Below are 19,741 nucleotides of genomic sequence, written 5' to 3'. Positions count from 1 at the left end.
TGCGAAAGCGGGAGAGTAGGTCGCCGCCAGTTTTTATTTAAAAGTCTCATACATTCATTTGTATGAGACTTTTTTTTTGATACATACCACAAGAACTCAATCATTGATCATCGATAAATCTAAATGATCAGTAATTTTGCTAGATGCTAGATGCTAGATGCTAGATTTAGGCGTTGATTTAAACATTTTAATCACGATAATGAAAGCAGGTAGAACTGCCACTATTAATTAAATCAAGTCTAAGAAGAATTAAATTTTTCATTTAAAATTATTTTTATCTTTAAAAGAAAGTTAAATAAGTTATAAAGTTTAGAATTTATCTCTCATTTGTAAGAATAAATGTATTTAGTATTTGATATTGATTTATATTTGACGTCTCTTAAAAAAACACAAATAGCTACTTTTTTCAAAGCTGTTTTTATTTAATATTTAATAAAAGGTTTAATCATATATAGATTAAGCTTTAAAGGATATGTTGCAACAGAAAGGTAGGAAGTACCGAAAACCTACCTCCGAAAGGAAAGTTGAGAATTTCTCTGTTGAAGTTTTCAGCAAAATAAGTAGGATGATGAAAAAATAAATTTAAAAATGAAAAAACTTTTTGTTTTATCTGCTTTTGCATTACTTGCAAGTGCATCTTTAACTAACACAAAAGCTCAAGTAAAGCCAGGTAATGGTGGCGGGCATATTACTCTAAATAATGGTTGTTACTACGTTACAACTCATCACAGTATTTTATTTGGATTAATTCAATGGGATAGTGAACCTGAATTAATTGGCTGTGGAAGCGGGTTTGCCTAAAATTTAAGAATTAAAATTAAGGCTTTCTTTTTTAGAAAGCCTTTTAAAGAAAAAAAATGAGAAATATTTTAAGATTCTTTTTATCCTTTTTTATTGTTTGTGCTAATGCACAGGAGTTTAAGAAAGATACTTTATCCAATAAGATTACTGATATAGAGACTGTAGTTATCAATGATAAAGACTATGAAAAGGTTGAATATGCTTTTGGACTAAAGCAAGAGATCAATTACGGGCTTAAGTCTATTAATCCGAATGTTTCATTTGAATTAGGTTTGAAATTTAGAAACAATTTAGATCAAAAAGGAAGAATAAGTAATATTATTCTATTTCTTAAAAAAACAGAATCTGATATAAATCTAACAGATTTAGAGATTAATTTTTATAAAATTGATACATTGACTAATAAACCTGCTGAAAAACTAAATAGACAGCAAATCATTTTTAGCCCTAAAAATAAGAAGAAAGGACAAGTAAAAATTAATGTTGAGAATTATAATATTCCTTTTCCTATGGAGGGTGTTTTAGTTGCTGTAAAATGGCTTCCAACAAAAACACATGATTATCGAGTAGGGCCTGCTATTAGATTGACAAATTACACTGAAAAATTGACATATACTAGATATAATAATGACGTGACTAAGTGGGGGAATGGGTTTAATTTTTCTAAAAAAAGTGGGGTTTATACTAATGTAATGATTGGTTTAGAGGTCTATATAAAAAAGAAGAAATAGATGACTAAAAAATATCTATATTTAATTATTGCTATTTTAATTATTGTTGTTTTGTGTTTATTTACATACAAAACTTCTGAAAAAGTGGTATTTAATGGAAATAAAGAAACTATAACCCATGATTTTGGAATTTTAAGCAAAAATAAAACTTCATTATATGAATATACTTTTAAATATATAAATAAAAGATATGACACTTTAAAAGTATATGGTTTAAGAGATGGTTGCGATTGTACTGAAAGTAATGTAAAAACAGGACTTTATTTTAAGAATGATACTATTTTTATAAAAACTAAATATGATCCTAACAAGTATAATGATAATGGGCTTCTTGCTAAACAAATATTTTTAATTACGAATAAAAACATTTCAAAATTCGATACAATACTTCCTTTAACTTTAAAAGGAAATATACAATAAAAAAACCGCTTCAGTTGAAACGGTTTTTATTTTAGTTATGATGATCATACATTTTATTGTAAAGATCAATGAATTTCTCTTTTATTGCTTTTCTTTTTAGCTTTAAAGTTGGAGTTAAAAGTCCGGCATCAATGCTCCAAACTTCGGGTGTTAACTCAATCTTTTTGATTTTTTCCCAGTTTCCAAGATGCTCGTTGATTCCGTCGAGTTCTTTTTCTATTCTGTCTTTTAATTCAGGGCTTTTTGCAATTTCCTGAGGAGTGGAGCCAATATTTAAATTATTTCTCATTGCCCAGTTTTTTGCAAATTCAAAATCTGGCTGAACGAATGCACAAGGCATTTTTTCACCATCACCAACAACCATAATTTGCTCGATGAATTTTGAAGCTTTTGCTAAATTTTCAATCGTTTGTGGTGCAATATATTTTCCGCCGGATGTTTTGAACATTTCCTTTTTACGGTCAGTTATCTGTAAAAATCCGTCGCTGTCTATATGTCCGATATCTCCTGTTTTAAAATATCCATCTTCAGTGAACGCTTCTTTGGTCATTTCATCATTTTTAAAATAACCTTTAAAAATAGAAGGTCCTTTTACGGTAATTTCGCCATCTTCCTGAATTTTTACATTCAAATTGTCTAACGGTAAACCAACAGTTCCTGTTTTCATTTTATCAAAACTGTTTACTGAAATTACGGGAGAAGTTTCCGTTAAGCCATAGCCTTCTAAGATAGGAATTCCTGCGTTTTGGAACATTAAATTCAATCTTGTAGACAAAGCTGCAGAACCTGAAACTAAAGTGATAATTTCGCCTCCTAAGCCTTCTCTCCACTTTTTAAATACCAACTTATCAGCAATGATTTCCTGTAATCCTGACGGTCTTGAAACTTCTTTCTTTTTTTGAATTAAATTTAAAGCCCAGAAAAATATTTTTGATTTTAATCCTCCTGCAGAAGAACCTGTATTATAGATTTTATCGTAAACTTTTTCTACCAATCTAGGCACAACACTCATGTAGTGAGGTTTTACTTCTTTTACATTTTCGCCCATTTTATCAATGCTTTCGGCGAAATAAACAGAAAAACCATTATATTGGAAAAGATAGAAAAGCATTCTTTCAAAAATATGGCAAATCGGTAAAAAGCTTAACACTCTTGTATCCTTATAATCTAAGCTTTTTCTCTTCGGAATTCTCGGATTTGATCCCAATACATTGGAAACAATATTATGGTGAGTAAGTAATACTCCTTTTGGCCTTCCTGTGGTTCCGGAAGTGTAAATTATTGTAGCAAGGTCTTCAGAATTGATAGCATTAGACAAGTCTTCAACCTCAATTTGGGTAGAATCATCTTCTCCAAGATCTAAAATTTCTCTCCAATTCGCAGCACCGCTTATATTATCAAACGTAAAAACTCCTTGTAAGGAAGGAATATTATGTTTTACCTTCATTACCTTGCCCAAAAGATCCTTATCTGAAACAAAACAGTACTTTATTTCAGCATTATTGAAAATAAATTCATAATCTTCGGGGGAGATACTTGGGTAAACAGGGACAGAAACAACTCCGATCTGGGAAAGTCCGAGATCCATAATTGCCCATTCTGTACGAGAGTTTGTGGTGATCAAAGCGATTTTATCTCCGGGTTTTATGCCGAGTTTTAAAAGTCCTCTTGATATCTTATTTCCTTCATTAATAAACTCTTGAGTAGAAGTTTTTTTCCATTCGCCATGATACTTCGTCACAAACATATCAGCTTTAGGATATTTTTCCAAAGCAAAGTGAGGTATATCGAATAATCTTTTGATCGTCATGATTTTCTATAAATTTGTAAAGAATTCTAAATATAAGCATTTTTTTTAATTACAGAAATTAGAAACAAGAAGTTAGAAATTAATAAAATGTGTGGCATAATATTGAATAATTCATACTAAAACTTTAGGTTCTTAAAATTTTAAAATCATTATAATGTGACAAACCTCTAATTACTAGCGTCTAATTTGCAATTCTATTTTCAGGTTTGGTTAAAAAGTGTAAATTTACGACCATCTAATTATTAAATTTTTATGGACTTTAATTTATCAGAAGAACAGCTGATGATTCAGCAGGCTGCAAGAGATTTTGCACAAACAGAGCTTTTACCTGAAGTTATCGAGAGAGACAGAGAGCAGAAGTTTCCTACGGAGCAGGTGAAGAAAATGGGAGAAATGGGACTTTTAGGAATGATGGTAGACCCTAAATACGGAGGAGCAGGTATGGATAGTGTTTCTTACGTTTTAGCAATGGAGGAGATCGCAAAAATTGATGCTTCTGCGGCTGTTGTTATGTCTGTAAACAATTCATTAGTTTGTGCAGGTCTTGAAAAATTTGCGTCTGAAGAACAAAAAGTAAAATATCTTACACCTTTGGCTAGCGGTCAGGTGATCGGAGCTTTTGCTTTATCTGAGCCTGAAGCAGGTTCTGATGCTACTTCTCAAAAAACGACTGCAGAAGACAAGGGAGATTATTATCTTTTAAATGGTATTAAAAACTGGATCACAAACGGTGGAACTGCATCTTACTATGTGGTAATTGCACAAACGGATCCTGAGAAAAAGCATAAAGGTATCAACGCGTTTATCGTAGAAAGAGGTTGGGAAGGTTTCGAAATCGGACCAAAAGAAGACAAATTGGGAATCAGAGGAAGTGATACTCACTCTTTGATCTTTAATAACGTAAAAGTACCGAAAGAGAACAGAATCGGGGAAGACGGTTTCGGATTCAATTTTGCAATGGCTGTATTAAATGGTGGTAGAATTGGTATCGCTTCTCAGGCTTTAGGAATTGCTTCAGGAGCTTACGAATTGGCACTTAAATATGCTAAAACAAGAAAAGCTTTCAAAACTGAAATTATTAACCACCAGGCAATTGCTTTCAAATTGGCTGATATGGCGACTCAAATCACGGCTGCAAGAATGCTTTGCTACAAAGCTGCTGTTGATAAAGACGCTGGAAAAGATATTTCTGAAATTGGAGCTATGGCGAAACTTTACTCTTCTCAGGTGGCAATGGATACGACTATTGAAGCAGTGCAAATTCACGGTGGATATGGTTACGTAAAAGAATATCATGTTGAAAGAATGATGCGTGACGCGAAGATCACTCAGATCTATGAAGGAACTTCAGAAATCCAAAAAATTGTGATTTCGAGAAGTATCGCAAAATAAAACTTTTTAAAAACACTATATTACTATGAAAAAACCTTTGTTAATTACTCTGGGCGTTGTTTTACTGCTCTTAGGAGTATTTATCTGGTATAAATATTTCTTTGTTTTCGGAGAAGGGGTAAAATCCGGTTATCTGAATTATGCCATTAAAAAAGGGTATGTTTTCAAAACCTATGAAGGCAAACTGATTCAGGAAGGTTTTGGAAGGGGTAAAACCGGAAGTATTACGAGTTATGAATTTGAGTTTTCTGTTTCAGATCCTGAAGTTTTTAAACAATTGGAGCTAAACAGCGGAAAATCTTTCGATCTTCATTACAAAGAGTACAACGGAGCTCTGCCATGGAGAGGAAATACAACGTATGTCGTAGATAAAATAGTGAATATGAAATAATAGTAAAAGGCTCTCAATTTGGGAGCCTTTTTACTTTCACGAATCACATAACTTAATATAATATTTTTGACATTTCATTCCGAGGAATGAAAATGTTTATCTAAAACCTGCTTTAATAAAGATAGAAATAAGTATTATGTATTGCGTGTTATTTTCATTAAAATATTATTAAAATAAAAATCCATCGCGAAGATGGATTGTAAAAATTTAGTTAGAATCGTTATTTGGGAGATTTTTGTTTTTCTTTTTATAGAAATAATATCCAATTCCTGCAATTAAAAATATTGGCCATAAAGGAAGAATGAATAGGAAAATAGACGTGATCACATTCCAGCCGGATGATATGGCTGCGAGAGATTTTCCACCGAAAGATTCCGTGTCTTCACCTTTGATGTAAGCATCTTCACTACCGTAAAGTGTGATGTCTAATTCGCACATCGTGTTTTGAGCAAAATCTTGTCCTGAAACTTCAATTGTTTTATTTTCAACCTTTCCGATATTGTTGTTGCTTAATTCATCCATTAAATATTCAAACTTCTGGATAGGAACCTTTACTTTGATGTAAGCTATTTTGTTTTCGTTGTTATTTAATGAAATATTTTCACTTCTTATAAAACCGTCATATTTCTTTACTTCTTCTTTTACAATTTCTTTTGCAGTTTCAGCATCATTTACGGTAAGCTCAAGCGTTCCAGTTTTTACCATTTTGTTTTTAGGAACATTCAGTTCATAATTTTCAGTTTTTGGTTTGTCTTTATAGATGATTTTCGTTTCCTTAATTATTTTTGGAGCCGGAACATTCACGACAATTTTTTCTGATTTTTTATGTAAAGAATCTTTCTTTTCTATTTTTGATTCCAGTTTTGTGGAAGTAATTTTATCAGATAAAGAATCTACCATTTTTGAAGTAGCTTCAATTTTTTCTTTTACTCCGTTCTTGGTGTCTTCAAATTCTTTTATTTTAACATTAGCAGAATCTAAAACCGCGTTGGCCGAATTATTAACAGAATTAATAGTTTCAGACGCAACCGTTGCCGCGCTGTCTGCAGTGTTTACCGCTTTTTCAAATTGAGATTGTGCAGCTTCTCCTTTTTTACACATAATGAAAGTGCTTGATACAGCAACCAGTAAGATGAACTTTTTCATAACATTAATTTTTTTGATGAAGTAAAATTAGCGGTGAAGTTCTTGTACCGCTTGTAAATGGAGTGTATTGTGTTGGTAAATTTATAAGTTTATAGAAATCAGTGATTTATTTTTGTTTTACAAAAGTTTTACAAAGAAAATGTTCATGTTTTTATAGTAATGAATGGATTTAATTGTCTTTTTATAGATTTCTAATTCTTTTCAATGTAATTTTTTTCTCTTTAATGATGAAAATTTGATTATTTTTCCTTAATATGTGATATAGGACTTTATAAAATATAGTAATATTGAATAATAACATAATTAATTGAATTTCAGAACTTTATATGTAAATAATTTTTATATTTGTGTATTATGAATAATTTAACAAAAAGTTTTATTTTTTTAAGTTTTATATTGCTGTCATTGATTTTATTTTCGAATTGTAAAATTTTTTCTGGGGCAATTCAAAAAAAAGAAAACTTGAAAAATGTAGAATTTACCGAAGTCAGAAGACTGAATTATGCCGTAAATTTGAAAGAATATACCATTATTAATTCAACAAAAGGAATTAAAGACCTATATGGGAAATTAAATGATTCAAAATTCTCAAGATCTGCTCCAATTCCAATTCTGGAGGGAGAAAATGAATGCTTTTTAGTAGTAAAACCTAAATTGAAAAAAATAAAATACGGAGATATTGAAATTGAAAAATTGGAATCTCAAGGTTCAGTGTTGATTGTTACTTACCGAGAAACTGAAAACGATGAATACGCTGAGAAAAAACAATCAAATCCTATAGTTATCCTTAAAATTTCGAATAGACCTAAAACAATAAAATTTAACCATCAAAAATAAATTTATGAAAAGAAAACTATTATTGATAGCGGGCCTTCTCGTACTATCGGGAACAACATTTGCCCAGCAAAACCAGTGGAGTAAGCTCTCTCGCAATAACGTAAGAGATGCCAGAGAAAAATCGGTGAAAGTTTCTAAATATGAACTTTTAAGTTTAAATACAGATGATCTTAAACAACAGTTATTAAACGTTCCAGATAGAAGTATAATCTCTTCTGTAAAAGGAACTTTAATAAAATTTCCTAATGATCAGGGAACGTTTGACACATATGAAATTTTTGAAGCTTCAACCATGCATCCCGATCTGCAATCCCGATATTCTGATATCAAATCATATATGGGATATAAGGTTGGCGATCAAACAACAAAAATCAGATTCACATATGATCCATATTTTGGATTAAATGCGATGATCAGAAGTACAAAAGGAATATATTATATAGATTCATATTCTTCTGATAATAAGGTTTATATGGTCTACGACAGAAAAGATGCAAGTTCTCAGAGCAGATTCGAATGTTTGTTTAAAGAAGATGAAAATGCTTTACATCAAACCACTAATCCAAATTCTCAAGGAAAAACGGTTATTGACGGACTTTTAAGAAGATACAGGCTGGCAATTTCCACTACTACAGAATATACGGCTTATATTTCTCAGCAAGCAGGAGTAGGAGCGGGAACGGATGCTCAAAAGAAGGCAGCAGTTTTGGCGGCGGTTAATTTAGCAGTAGCCCGTCTTAATGATGTTTATGAAAATGATATTTCGGTGACATTACAATTGATCGCGAATACAGATCTTTTGTTTTTCATCAATTCAGATACTTTTGATGCGCTTGATGCTTATCAGATGATCGATGAAAACCAAACCGTTACTGATAACGCGATTGGTGCTACAAATTACGACATCGGACACGTTTTCTTCCAGGCTACACAAGGAAATGACAACGGATTGGCTTATACACCGGCGGTTTGTAATGCTTCTGTGAAAGCAGGTGGAGTTACGGGTTCTGCCGTTCCTGTGGGAGATCCTTTTGTGATTGATTATGTAGCACACGAAATGGGACATCAGTTTGGAGCGAATCATACTCAAAACAATGGTTGTAACAGAAATAATGCAACGTCTATCGAACCGGGAAGTGCCAGTTCAATTATGGGGTATGCAGGAATTTGCTCTCCAAATGTGCAAAATAACAGTGATGCGTACTTCCATGCAATAAGTGTCAGAGAAATGTATCTCAGAATAACAGGAGCCGGAAATTGTGGGGTAAATACTGCCACCGGAAATAATGAACCGACAGTTAATGCAGGTTTAGACAGAACAATTCCTATCGGTACACCATTCGCATTGACTGGAGTGGCGTCTGACCCTGACGGTAATGCGATTACTTATAACTGGGAACAGATTGATGCTGGAGCTGCTTTAATGCCCCCAAGACCTACCAATACAGTAGGGCCTTTGTTCAGATCTATGTTTGCAACGACTTCTCCTACAAGATATTTTCCTAGATTGTCAACGATCATTGAAGGCTATGATCCTACTATTTTAACAGCAACCAATTACAGATCTTGGGAAAAATTACCAACAGCGGCAAGAACGCTTAATTTCTCGTTATTGGTAAGAGATAACAACCCTGTAGGCGGACAGACCGGTCGTGATGATATTCAACTTACGGTTTCTACGGCAGCCGGACCTTTCACGGTGAGTTCTCAGAATACAGCGGGAATTACATGGACTGCCGGTCAGCAACAGACCGTTACCTGGAATGTCGCTAATACCACTGCAGCACCCGTAAGTACAGCAAATGTAAGCATCTTGATTTCAATGGATGGTGGACTTACATTCCCTCATACATTGGTGGCAAGTACACCAAATAATGGTTCTTATACTTTTGCAGTTCCAAATGGATTGGGAAATTCTTCTAACGCAAGAATTATGGTTAAAGCGATTAATAATGTATTTTTAAACGTAAATACAACCAACTTTACCATTAATTCTAATCTATCTACAAACGAACTTGAAAAAGAAGATGGATTGAAAATTTATCCGAACCCTTCTAAAGGAATTTTCACCATAGAATCTGATTCCAGAACAAATATTTCTTACACTGTATTTGCAATGGACGGAAAATTAGTAAGCCCTAAAAAAGAAATTTCTCGTAATGGAGGTAAAATCATGGAGAAAGTAAATCTTTCATACCTTGTAACAGGAGTTTACATTATTCAGATTGAAAAAGACGGTCAGAAAATCTCTAAAAAATTGATCATTAATAAATAATAACATTCATATTCATTAAAAAGAAACGGCTCGAAAATATTTTCGAGCCGTTTTTATATATTTAAATCAAATTTAATCTTGCTTAAATTCACTAATAAAATGCAGTTTCACATTCGGGAATTTTTCCTGCGTCATATGAATGGTGAATGATGAATCTGCCAAGAATACCAATTGATTGTATTTATCTCTGGCCAAGAATCTTTGTTTTAATCTTGCAAATTCTTTGAATTCATCTGATTTTTCATCAGCTTCAACCCAACACGCTTTATGCATGGAAAGTGGTTCATAAGTACATTTTGCACCATATTCATGCTCCAGACGATATTGAATAACTTCATATTGAAGCGCTCCAACCGTTCCAATGATCTTTCTGTTGTTCATTTCAAGCGTAAATAGCTGGGCAACACCTTCGTCCATTAACTGGTCGATACCTTTAGCCAATTGCTTCGCTTTTAATGGATCACTGTTATTAATATATCTGAAATGTTCCGGAGAGAAGTTTGGAATTCCTTTAAAGCTCAGTTTTTCACCTCCCGTCAAAGTATCTCCAATTCTGAAACTTCCTGTATCATGAAGGCCAACAATGTCTCCAGGGAAACTTTCGTCCACAACTTCTTTTTTATCAGCAAAAAAGGCGTTTGGCGAAGAAAATTTCATCTTTTTATTTTCTCTTACTAATAAATAATTTTCGTTTCTTTTAAAAACTCCTGAAACAATTTTCACAAAAGCCAAACGGTCTCTGTGTTTCGGGTCCATATTCGCGTGGATCTTGAAAACAAATCCTGTAAATGTACTTTCTTCAGGTTTTACGATACGAGTATCACTTTCTTTTGGTTGTGGCATTGGAGCAATTTCGATGAAAGCGTCCAATAATTCACGAACTCCAAAATTATTTAAAGCTGAACCAAAGAAAACAGGTTGAAGATCGCCATTCATATATTCATCACGGCTGAATTCAGGATAAACAGATTGTATCAGATCAAGTTCTTCACGTAAATTTTGTGCTGCTTTTTCACCGATAATTTCATCGATTGTTGGATCATTGATGTCATCAAATTTAATCGCCTCACCAACTCTCTGCTTTTTCTCTTCTAAGAATAACTGAATATTGTTTTCCCAGATATTGTAAATTCCCTGAAAATCAGCTCCCATTCCAATTGGAACAGAAAGTGGAACAACTCTTAATCCTAATTTTTGCTCAACTTCATCTAAAAGATCGAAGGCATCTTTACCTTCACGGTCTAATTTATTAATGAAAACCAACATCGGAATGTTTCTCATTCTACAAACCTGAACCAATTTTTCAGTTTGTTCCTCAACCCCTTTTGCAACGTCGATTACAACGATTACAGAGTCAACGGCCGTTAACGTTCTGTAAGTGTCTTCTGCAAAATCTTTGTGACCAGGTGTATCAAGAATATTGATTTTGTGACCTTTATATTCAAAAGCCAATACGGAAGTTGCCACAGAGATCCCTCTCTGTCTTTCAATTTCCATAAAGTCGGAGGTAGCTCCTTTTTTTATTTTGTTCGATTTTACCGCGCCCGCTTCCTGAATTGCACCCCCGAAAAGTAGTAACTTCTCCGTAAGAGTGGTTTTTCCGGCATCGGGGTGAGAGATAATCCCGAAAGTTTTTCTTTTTTCTATTTCTTTGATTAAGTCTGACATATCGTATTTTGAAGTTGCAAAAATCGTGAATTTTAATGGAATTTGAAAATCTGTTTTTAAAGCCTGATGAAATTTAATTCAAATTGAATATTTTAACTTATTATTTTAACCACAAAAGATGCAAAAGATTTTAACACTTAAGTTTATTTTTAAGTTAAATTCTTTGCATTTACATGTAGAAGAACACATAAGTTATTTGAAAATCTTTGATTTTCTTCTTATGTGATCTTAATTATTTTCAAAGTTTTAAATTTTCTTAAGTGTTCTAATGTGTTACTCTTTTGTACCTTTTGTGGTTGAATTTTTGAAAGTTTTTAAGCTTAATCAAGTTTTGATTTTCTTTTAAGAACAAAAGCCAATCCCAGCCCCACAAAAACCATAGCAGCACTGAAAGGAAAAATATATTTCATTCCACAAATATCGGCGACAGCGCCAATTAATGGCCCAGCAACACCAAGGGAAAGATCAATGAAAAGCCCATAACCAGCCAGCGCAGAACCTTGACTTGATGGCGAAACACTTTTAATAGCAACAACACCGAGCGCAGGAAAAATTAATGAAAATCCTAAACCGGTAACTCCGGCACCAACAAGTGCCATTTGTGAGGTCGTAGCAAAAGCAATGATCAAAAGTCCCATGGTTTCTACTAAAAGACAGGCTATCGCTACTTTTATTCCGCCATAATTATTGATAACATTACTGAAAACTAATCTTCCGGCAACGAACAGTCCGCCAAAAACACTGAGACATAAAGCTCCATTATTCCAGTGAAAATAATTGTAATATAAAGTAATAAAGGTTGAAATGCTCGCGAATCCAAGTCCGCCCAAAGCAAGACAAATTCCGAAAGGTGCTACTTTTCCCAACACTTTCCAGAAAGATTGTGAATCCTGATGATTGGTGTTTTTCTTATTTTCTTTGGTTTTTGCGAAAAAGAATCCTACAATCCCTAGAATTATGGAAAGAATTCCAATTCCATAAAGACTGAATTTATGTTCAATGATAATTCCCAAAGAAGCTCCGATTGCCAAAGCTCCATAACAGGCAACACCGTTGTACGAAATAATTTTTGCAGTATGTTTTTCACCAAGAGCCATAATTGCCCAGTTGATAGGACTTGCTCCGATCATTCCTTCTGCACAGCCCGTAAGCAAACGGGTAATGATTAAAAATGTAAGACTGATAAATGGTGAAACTCTGAAATAATAAGCGATAATTAAAAAGATTCCCGTCAGTGAAAAACTCAACATACTGAATAATACAGCGGGTTTTGGACCTTTTCCATCAATAATTTTTCCGGAATATGCCCTCAGAAAAAATGTAGAAACATATTGTAAACTGATGACCAATCCGGCAACGACTAGGCTAAACCCTAAACTTTTACTAATAAAAATCGGAAGAACAGACAGAGACAATCCTATGATAAAATATCCTACGAACGTAAAAGATACGTAACTAATCAAGGATAAATTAACATTCTCTGACCGATTTACTAAACTATCCATGTGAAAAAAATTAAGGTGCAAAGTTACTTCATAAAAATAGCTTAACAGAATAATCGGACTATTAAAAAGGTAATATTTATCATTCAAAATCTCAATAAACATTTACCATTCCATAAAATCAGTTATCTTTGTTTTTACAAAATTTTTAGATAAAAACATGGAAAACAGCAAATATCCAAAGTTTACGTTCACATGGTTCGGAGGAGTTGTTTTATTGGGAGGATTGTTCGTCGGAACAATGTTGATTTCCTTTTTCAATGTTTTCTGGATGTTCACTTTTAAAGAAAACCTGCAATACAAAGATTGGTTTTTTATGGCTTCCAATGCGATTGGATTCTTGACGGCGATTGCTTTTTTTGATTTTTTTATTGTAAGACCAACAACGAAAAAGAAACTTAATTTCAACTTTTCGCCCACCAATTTTTATACCTATTTATTGATTTTTCCATTAATGATTGGGATGATGTTTATTGCAGAATTTATCGCAGCTCAAATTCCAACAACAGGACCTTTTTTCGGAAAATATTACGAATTTTTCTCTGATCTAATGAATCAATTAACGGATGATCCTGTTGTAATGATTATCACAGCAGTAATTATGGCTCCGATCTTCGAGGAAATTATTTTCCGTGGAATTATTCAAAAAGGATTGATGAATAAAGGAGTAGAACCTTGGAAAGCTATTTTGTTTTCTTCCATTATTTTTGGAATAGTTCACGCGAATCCTTGGCAGTTTGTAGGAGCTGTTTTATTGGGATGTGTGCTTGGTTTGGTGTATTATAAAACCAAATCCTTATTGTTACCGATGTTGTTGCATGGTTTTAATAATTTATGCTCATCATTATTAATAACTTACACTAAAAACGAAAGTTTTGCAGAAGCTTTTAAAGTTTCTGAATGGATCATATTAGCCATCGGAATTGTACTTTTTTCTTTATTTTACTATTTATTTATGAAGAAATATAAAGTGCATTACTCTGAAATTTAAATCTAAACACAAATAACACTAATCTTTAAGCACAAATTTCATAAATGAGATTCGTGTTATTCGTGAAAATTATTCGTGCCTTTCGTGTTTAAACAAAAAAATAGAATTTAAAAAATGAAATTGAATATGGAATTATTGGTAGCAACCCACAACGAACATAAAAAAGAAGAAATTCAGCAGATTTTAGGAAGTGAATTTGTCGTAAAAAGTCTGACTGATTATAATATTCACGAAGAAATTGTAGAAGACGGAGATTCTTTCAACGCCAATGCTTTAATTAAAGCTAAATATTGCTTCGAAAAAACAGGAATTCCAAGTTTGGGAGACGATAGTGGCTTGGTTGTAGAATCTTTGGACGGGAGACCTGGAATTTTCTCAGCGCGCTATGCAGGAGATCACGATTTTGCTAAAAACATTTCAAAAGTTCTAAGTGAAATGGAAGGCGTTGAAAACAGAAAAGCCTATTTCATCACAGTTCTGTGTTATTACGATGAAAACGGTGCACAATATTTCGATGGCCGAGCGCACGGAAATTTATTGACAGAAAATAAAGGTTTCAAAGGTTTTGGATATGACCCAATCTTCGTTCCTGAAGGTTATGACTACACTTTCGCAGAGATGAATCCTGAAGATAAAAATAAAATCAGCCACCGTAAACAGGCATTGGATTTATTCTTGGATTTTTTGAAAGTGGCAGATAAATAAGATAAATTTTGGCTAAAGCCAATGGATATTTTACGATATTGTAAACGGGCTAAAGCCCGTTCCTATTGATTTGTCATTCTTTGTGTAATTTGTGTAAAATATTTGCGTGATTTGTGTTTAAACTCAATCTTAAATTTAAAATTCACGTTTAGATTTTCTGTTGTACATTTGTCAGCATAATAAACTATTGTTTTGAGTACTTATTTAACGATATTAGGCTTTAATTCAGCGATTCCCACAGTGAATACATCACCTACATCTCAGCTTTTAGAAATGGAAGAAAGATGTTTTCTGATAGATTGTGGCGAGGGTACGCAGGTACAGCTGAGAAAAGCAAAAGCGAGATTTTCAAAGATCAATCATATTTTTATTTCGCATCTTCACGGGGATCATTGTTTTGGTCTTCCCGGGCTTATTGCGTCTTTCAGGTTATTAGGGCGTGATACTCCTTTGCATGTTTATGGTCCGAAAGGGATTAAAAAGATGCTTGACACGATCTTTACTATTACCGAAACACATCGCGGATTTGAGGTTGTTTATCATGAACTAGATAAAGATTATTCTGAAAAAATCTACGAAGACGCTAGGGTAGAGGTTTATACAATTCCTTTAGATCACAGAATTTACTGTAACGGTTATCTTTTTAAAGAAAAACCAAAAGATAGGCATCTTAATATGAAGGAAATTGCAAAATATGACGAAGTAGAAACATGTGATTACCATAATATAAAAGCCGGAAAAGATTTTGTTTTGAGCGACGGTTATGTGCTAAAAAATGAAGTCCTGACAGTTGATCCCGATCCATGTGTTACTTACGCGTTCTGCAGTGATACCAGATATCTTGAAAGTGTAATTCCTATTATTAAAAATGTGACGGTTTTGTATCATGAATCTACATTTTTGCATGATTTAAAAGAAATGGCCGATTATACGGGACATTCGACAGCTTTGGAAGCAGCAACAATTGCCCAGAAAGCAGAAGTTGGAAAACTTATTTTAGGGCATTTTTCTAACAGATATGGAGATTTAACGGTTTTCACAGATGAAGCGAGAACTATTTTTACCAATTCATTTTTACCAAAAGCTTTGGAAAGTGTAAAAATTTAAAATGAAGATGTTTAATTTTGAAGAGCTAAAAACCTTTTTAGACGAAAAAGCCGACCAATACAATACTCCGGACTTTATTGAAAATGATCCGATACAGATTCCGCATCGTTTTTCTTTGAAGCAGGATATTGAAATTGCAGGTTTTCTAGCGGCTACAATTTCCTGGGGAAACAGAAAGGCGATCATTAAATCAGCCGAAAAGATGTTGGATATCATGGGGAATTCTCCTTATGATTTTGTGATGAATTATTCTGAAAAGGATTTGGAATCAATTCAGGATAAAAGTATTCACAGAACTTTTAATGGTCAGGATTTTACTTATTTTATTAAACAATTTAATAGGATTTATACTGAAAATAAAAGCTTAGAAGATTTATTTTTAATTAAAGATTCCGAAACCAATTTTTCTCATTCTATTGAAAGATTCAGAACACAATTTCTTGGAATTGAAAAACACAGAACGCACAAACACGTAAGTTCACCTTATAAAAACTCCTCCACCAAAAGAATCATCATGTTTTTGCGTTGGATGGTTCGTCAAGATAAACGTGGCGTAGATTTTGGCATTTGGGAGAATATTGATCAAAAATATCTGTCGATTCCTTTGGATGTTCATACCGGAAATATTTCCAGAAAATTAGGATTGATTTCAAGAACTCAGAACGATTGGAAAACAGTAGAAGAGCTTGATCTGATAATCAGAAAGTTTGATGAAAAAGATCCTGCAAAATATGATTTTGCATTGTTTGGATTAGGCGTAACGAAAGAATTAATTTAAATAAACACGATGAAAAAAGACGAAGAAAAAATAGATGTATTAGAAAAAATTGCCAATGGAATTACCTGGTGGATCGGCTCGATACCGTCCCTTATTGCACATACGATATTTTTTATCACTTCTTTTTTACTGCCATTATTAAAGATTGTAGAATTTGATAAAATGCTTCTAATTCTAACAACGGTAGTTTCTCTTGAAGCAATTTATCTGGCTATTTTTATCCAAATGTCGGTGAATAAGAGTCATGAAAAAATTGAAGATATCCAGGAAGATATTGAAGATATTCAGGAAGATATTGAGGAAATTAGTGAAGATATCGAAGAAATTAGTGAAGACATTGAAGAGATCAACGAAGATATTGAGGATATCCAAGAAGATATCGAGGAGATTAATGAAGATGAAGAAGATGAAGACCACAACGAACGCGCTAAGAATGTTATGCTTAAAAGCCACGTAAATTCTAATAAAAACGAAATAAAAGCATTAAAAGACCAAATTGCAGAGCTTCAAAATATGATTGATCAGCTTAAAAAAGATTAATTTTTTTCAACATAATTATAAAAAATGACTAATAATTTATTAGTCATTTTTCGTTGTTTGTAATAGAATTTAAATCAGAATTAATATTTAACATTAATTTAATTATTATTGTTAATAATTCAACCTAGATGGGGATTTAATCAAAAAAAATAGTATTTTTGAACAAACAACAACAAAATGTTAAATTATAGACTGAAAAACTACTTTTTCTTATTGGTATTGTTATTAGTTTCCACTTCTGTATTTTCTCAGAGGAAAGCCCCTAAACCTGTAATAACATCGGTTAATAAAAAAGCCGGAGTTTTTATAGATGTAAACGCAGCGGGTTATACACCTTCTACGTATAGTGCAGAGCAACTTGTGAAGGATATTCTTATTAATGGCGGATCAACCTGTTCAGTACCAAACGTATCAAATGTAACGGTAGCTCCTAACCATCCGGTAACTAATAATGATAGGTTTTGGGGATATTTCCACAGAGGAACTACAAATTTCCCTTTTAAAGATGGAATTGTCTTAACTACAGGCCGTGCCAGAGAGGCAGGAAATACAGCGCAAACTCCTAGTACGTCTGTAACCGGCGCAGGAATGAACGATCCTGATTTAGTAGCGGCAGTTCCTATTACCAACCCTACTGATAATTATAACGATAATGTCATGCTGGAGTTTGATTTTGTACCCAACTCTAATCAGGTAAAGTTTAACTATCTTTTTGCTTCTGAAGAATATACAGGTACTTTTCCATGCCAATATTCAGATGCATTTGCTTTATTGATCAAACCTGTTTCTGGTGGCCCTTATGTAAATGTAGCTGTTTTGCCGGGAACAGCTGGCCCTGTAAGTATGACCAATATACATCCTTTAATACCTGGAACACCTCCTTTTGGCTGTCCTGCTATTAATGAAATGTATTTTGCGGGTTATAACTCGTCACCTAAAGTGGTAACTAATTATAATGGTAGAACAGTTCCTTTGACGGCAGTAGCAACTGTTACTCCAGGGGTTGCTTACCATTTTAAAATGGTCTTGTCAGATTATAGAGATTCTAGTTACGATTCTGCTGTATTTATTGAAGGTGGATCTTTTGATATAGGTATTAAACTTGTTGATAATACCGGAGCTGTGTTACCTGCATCTCTAAATGTATGTGATAATGCTCCTCAGACTTTAGTGGCTCAGGTTTCAGGTATTACGGGAGCTACTTATCAGTGGTATTTCAATAATGGTACAACAACAGTAGCAATACCGGGAGCAACAACTTCAACTTATGTTGCAACTGCACCAGGTATTTATACCATTAAAGTTAGTGTTCCGGGAAATACATGTCCGGCTGAAGCTAAGATAACCATTGTTGGAGGTACAACTCCGGTGGCACAAAATGCAACATTGAAACTTTGTACAACTCCTACAACCAGTACATTTGATTTAAATACCGCTAAAACGTTAATAAGTACAACTCAAGGTGCTATATTCCGTTTTTACCCAACTCAGGCTGGAGCACAGGCTCAAGACGCTACTAATATTCCTACTGCTAATTTGGCGAGTTATAACGGAACAGACGGACAGGTTTTATATGTCGTTGTATCTAATGGGGCATTTTGTAGTAAAACGGTTACATTAACTTTAAGAAAAGAAGCTACTCCTATAGCTGTACTTGGTGCTTCAAGGGTGAAAATCTGTAATGGAGAATCTGTTACTTTAACGGCTTCAGGAGGTGTGACTTACCAATGGAATACTATTTCGGGTACAGCGGGTACACAAACAGTGAGCCCAAGCCAGACTACAACATATACAGTATATGCAATAGGAGCACAGGGATGTAAATCTCTACAGCCTGCTACCATAACAGTGGAAGTAGTACCAGCGATTACATCCGGTCTTAAAGGAGGAATTATCTGTATAGGTGATAAAATTACTTTAGACGCAGGAGTAGGTCCAAATTACAGTTATATTTGGAGTAATGCTGCAACAACACAGACAATTACGGTAGGTACGCCGGGAATATATACTGCGACGATCACGAATGGTGTTTGTACTAAAATATTTACTGCAGAAGTAATTCAGGCTACAGTTCCTGAAATCAAAAATGTTAACTACAATGATAACGGAACAATGATCATTACAGCAACAGCTACTAATGGTCAGATGGAATATTCTGTGGATAACGGAATTACTTGGCAGGATTCTAATATGTTTACGAATGTTCCTAAAAACTCAGTAATTTCTATCAGAGTAAGAGTGAAGAAAACAAGTTGTGAGACCTTCTTGGAATATTTCACATTTGTAATGCAAAACGTTGTTACGCCAAATGGAGATAATTTGAATGATAAAATTGATTTCCGTGGAGTAAGCAGTTATAAAGATTTCAAAGCAAGTGTATTCGATCGTTACGGACGTGAAGTATACAAAGCTGAAAAAATAAGACCATATTGGGACGGTTTCTTCCAGGGTAAGCGTTTACCAACTGCATCTTATTGGTATCAGGTTACTTTTGAAGATCCTGCAAGCAAGCAATTGACTGTAAAAACAGGCTGGATTCTCTTGAAAAATATTGAATAATACATAAAATATAAAAAAGGCTAACAATTCGTTAGCCTTTTTTATTAAAGTGAAATTTATAGTTGATAATGAATAAAATTGTATTCAT

General features: G+C 33.5%; 17 protein-coding genes. 13 read left to right on the top strand and 4 right to left on the bottom strand.

Features of this window, described 5'->3' with window-relative positions; genetic code table 11:
• The first annotated feature begins 588 nt into the window (after positions 1-588).
• The 3 genes from AC1Q7L_RS18205 to AC1Q7L_RS18195 are packed head-to-tail and all read left to right on the top strand — an operon-like array spanning position 589 to position 1,952.
• Positions 589-801, top strand: a complete 213-nt coding sequence (locus tag AC1Q7L_RS18205) for a hypothetical protein (protein ID WP_492307021.1) — start codon at positions 589-591, stop codon at positions 799-801.
• Positions 802-857: 56 nt separating this feature from the next.
• Entirely contained in the window at positions 858-1,532 is a 675-nt protein-coding gene (locus tag AC1Q7L_RS18200; RefSeq protein WP_492307022.1) for a hypothetical protein, read from the top strand.
• A complete protein-coding gene (locus AC1Q7L_RS18195; protein WP_492307023.1) occupies positions 1,533-1,952 on the top strand; it encodes a DUF1573 domain-containing protein in 420 nt (139 codons plus the stop codon).
• Positions 1,953-1,983: 31 nt separating this feature from the next.
• Here the strand turns inward: AC1Q7L_RS18195 and AC1Q7L_RS18190 are convergent, their stop codons facing one another.
• Positions 1,984-3,762 (bottom strand): AMP-dependent synthetase/ligase, encoded by a 1,779-nt coding sequence (locus tag AC1Q7L_RS18190; RefSeq protein ID WP_410693591.1) that lies wholly within the window; start codon positions 3,760-3,762, stop codon positions 1,984-1,986.
• A gap of 252 nt (positions 3,763-4,014) precedes the next feature.
• On the opposite strand from AC1Q7L_RS18190, the gene AC1Q7L_RS18185 reads away from it, so the two are divergent.
• Both AC1Q7L_RS18185 and AC1Q7L_RS18180 read left to right on the top strand, forming a co-directional pair.
• A complete protein-coding gene (locus AC1Q7L_RS18185; protein ID WP_066750834.1) occupies positions 4,015-5,154 on the top strand; it encodes an acyl-CoA dehydrogenase in 1,140 nt (379 codons plus the stop codon).
• A gap of 25 nt (positions 5,155-5,179) precedes the next feature.
• The gene (locus AC1Q7L_RS18180; protein WP_410693590.1) at positions 5,180-5,545 is read left to right on the top strand and encodes a hypothetical protein; all 366 of its coding nucleotides are present in this window, start codon (positions 5,180-5,182) and stop codon (positions 5,543-5,545) included.
• Positions 5,546-5,752: 207 nt separating this feature from the next.
• On the opposite strand, the gene AC1Q7L_RS18175 is transcribed toward AC1Q7L_RS18180, so the two are convergent.
• Complete coding sequence (locus tag AC1Q7L_RS18175; protein ID WP_492307024.1) at positions 5,753-6,691, bottom strand: DUF4349 domain-containing protein; 939 nt, start codon at positions 6,689-6,691, stop codon at positions 5,753-5,755.
• A gap of 462 nt (positions 6,692-7,153) precedes the next feature.
• Here AC1Q7L_RS18175 and AC1Q7L_RS18170 point away from each other — a divergent pair, with 462 nt between their 5' ends.
• Both AC1Q7L_RS18170 and AC1Q7L_RS18165 read left to right on the top strand, forming a co-directional pair.
• On the top strand, positions 7,154-7,528 hold the full coding sequence (locus AC1Q7L_RS18170; RefSeq protein WP_492307025.1) for a hypothetical protein: 375 nt from the start codon (positions 7,154-7,156) through the stop codon (positions 7,526-7,528).
• 4 nt (positions 7,529-7,532) lie between these two features.
• Positions 7,533-9,803, top strand: a complete 2,271-nt coding sequence (locus AC1Q7L_RS18165; RefSeq protein WP_492307026.1) for a zinc-dependent metalloprotease — start codon at positions 7,533-7,535, stop codon at positions 9,801-9,803.
• Positions 9,804-9,875: 72 nt separating this feature from the next.
• On the opposite strand, the gene AC1Q7L_RS18160 is transcribed toward AC1Q7L_RS18165, so the two are convergent.
• Both AC1Q7L_RS18160 and AC1Q7L_RS18155 read right to left on the bottom strand, forming a co-directional pair.
• Complete coding sequence (locus AC1Q7L_RS18160) at positions 9,876-11,471, bottom strand: peptide chain release factor 3 (RefSeq protein ID WP_492307027.1); 1,596 nt, start codon at positions 11,469-11,471, stop codon at positions 9,876-9,878.
• 320 nt (positions 11,472-11,791) lie between these two features.
• Positions 11,792-12,976: an MFS transporter gene (locus AC1Q7L_RS18155; protein ID WP_492307028.1), complete on the bottom strand. Its 1,185-nt coding sequence runs from the start codon at positions 12,974-12,976 to the stop codon at positions 11,792-11,794.
• Between the two features lie 157 nt (positions 12,977-13,133).
• Between AC1Q7L_RS18155 and AC1Q7L_RS18150 the strand changes: the two genes are divergently transcribed.
• From AC1Q7L_RS18150 to AC1Q7L_RS18125, 6 genes are all read left to right on the top strand, one after another.
• Positions 13,134-13,964 (top strand): CPBP family intramembrane glutamic endopeptidase, encoded by an 831-nt coding sequence (locus AC1Q7L_RS18150; protein ID WP_492307029.1) that lies wholly within the window; start codon positions 13,134-13,136, stop codon positions 13,962-13,964.
• 114 nt (positions 13,965-14,078) lie between these two features.
• On the top strand, positions 14,079-14,669 hold the full coding sequence (rdgB, locus tag AC1Q7L_RS18145; protein ID WP_492307030.1) for an RdgB/HAM1 family non-canonical purine NTP pyrophosphatase: 591 nt from the start codon (positions 14,079-14,081) through the stop codon (positions 14,667-14,669).
• 192 nt (positions 14,670-14,861) lie between these two features.
• Positions 14,862-15,776: a ribonuclease Z gene (locus tag AC1Q7L_RS18140; RefSeq protein ID WP_492307031.1), complete on the top strand. Its 915-nt coding sequence runs from the start codon at positions 14,862-14,864 to the stop codon at positions 15,774-15,776.
• Positions 15,777-15,783: 7 nt separating this feature from the next.
• Complete coding sequence (locus AC1Q7L_RS18135) at positions 15,784-16,554, top strand: TIGR02757 family protein (RefSeq protein ID WP_492307265.1); 771 nt, start codon at positions 15,784-15,786, stop codon at positions 16,552-16,554.
• Between the two features lie 9 nt (positions 16,555-16,563).
• Positions 16,564-17,094: a DUF1003 domain-containing protein gene (locus AC1Q7L_RS18130; protein ID WP_410693581.1), complete on the top strand. Its 531-nt coding sequence runs from the start codon at positions 16,564-16,566 to the stop codon at positions 17,092-17,094.
• Positions 17,095-17,271: 177 nt separating this feature from the next.
• A complete protein-coding gene (locus tag AC1Q7L_RS18125) occupies positions 17,272-19,653 on the top strand; it encodes a choice-of-anchor L domain-containing protein (protein ID WP_492307032.1) in 2,382 nt (793 codons plus the stop codon).
• Positions 19,654-19,741: the final 88 nt, after the last annotated feature.

The organism is Chryseobacterium sp. GW823-FHT05E08, from assembly GCF_058795655.1.
The sequence above is the reverse complement of the archived record's forward strand: the minus strand, read 5'-3'. Positions and strand labels throughout refer to the sequence as shown.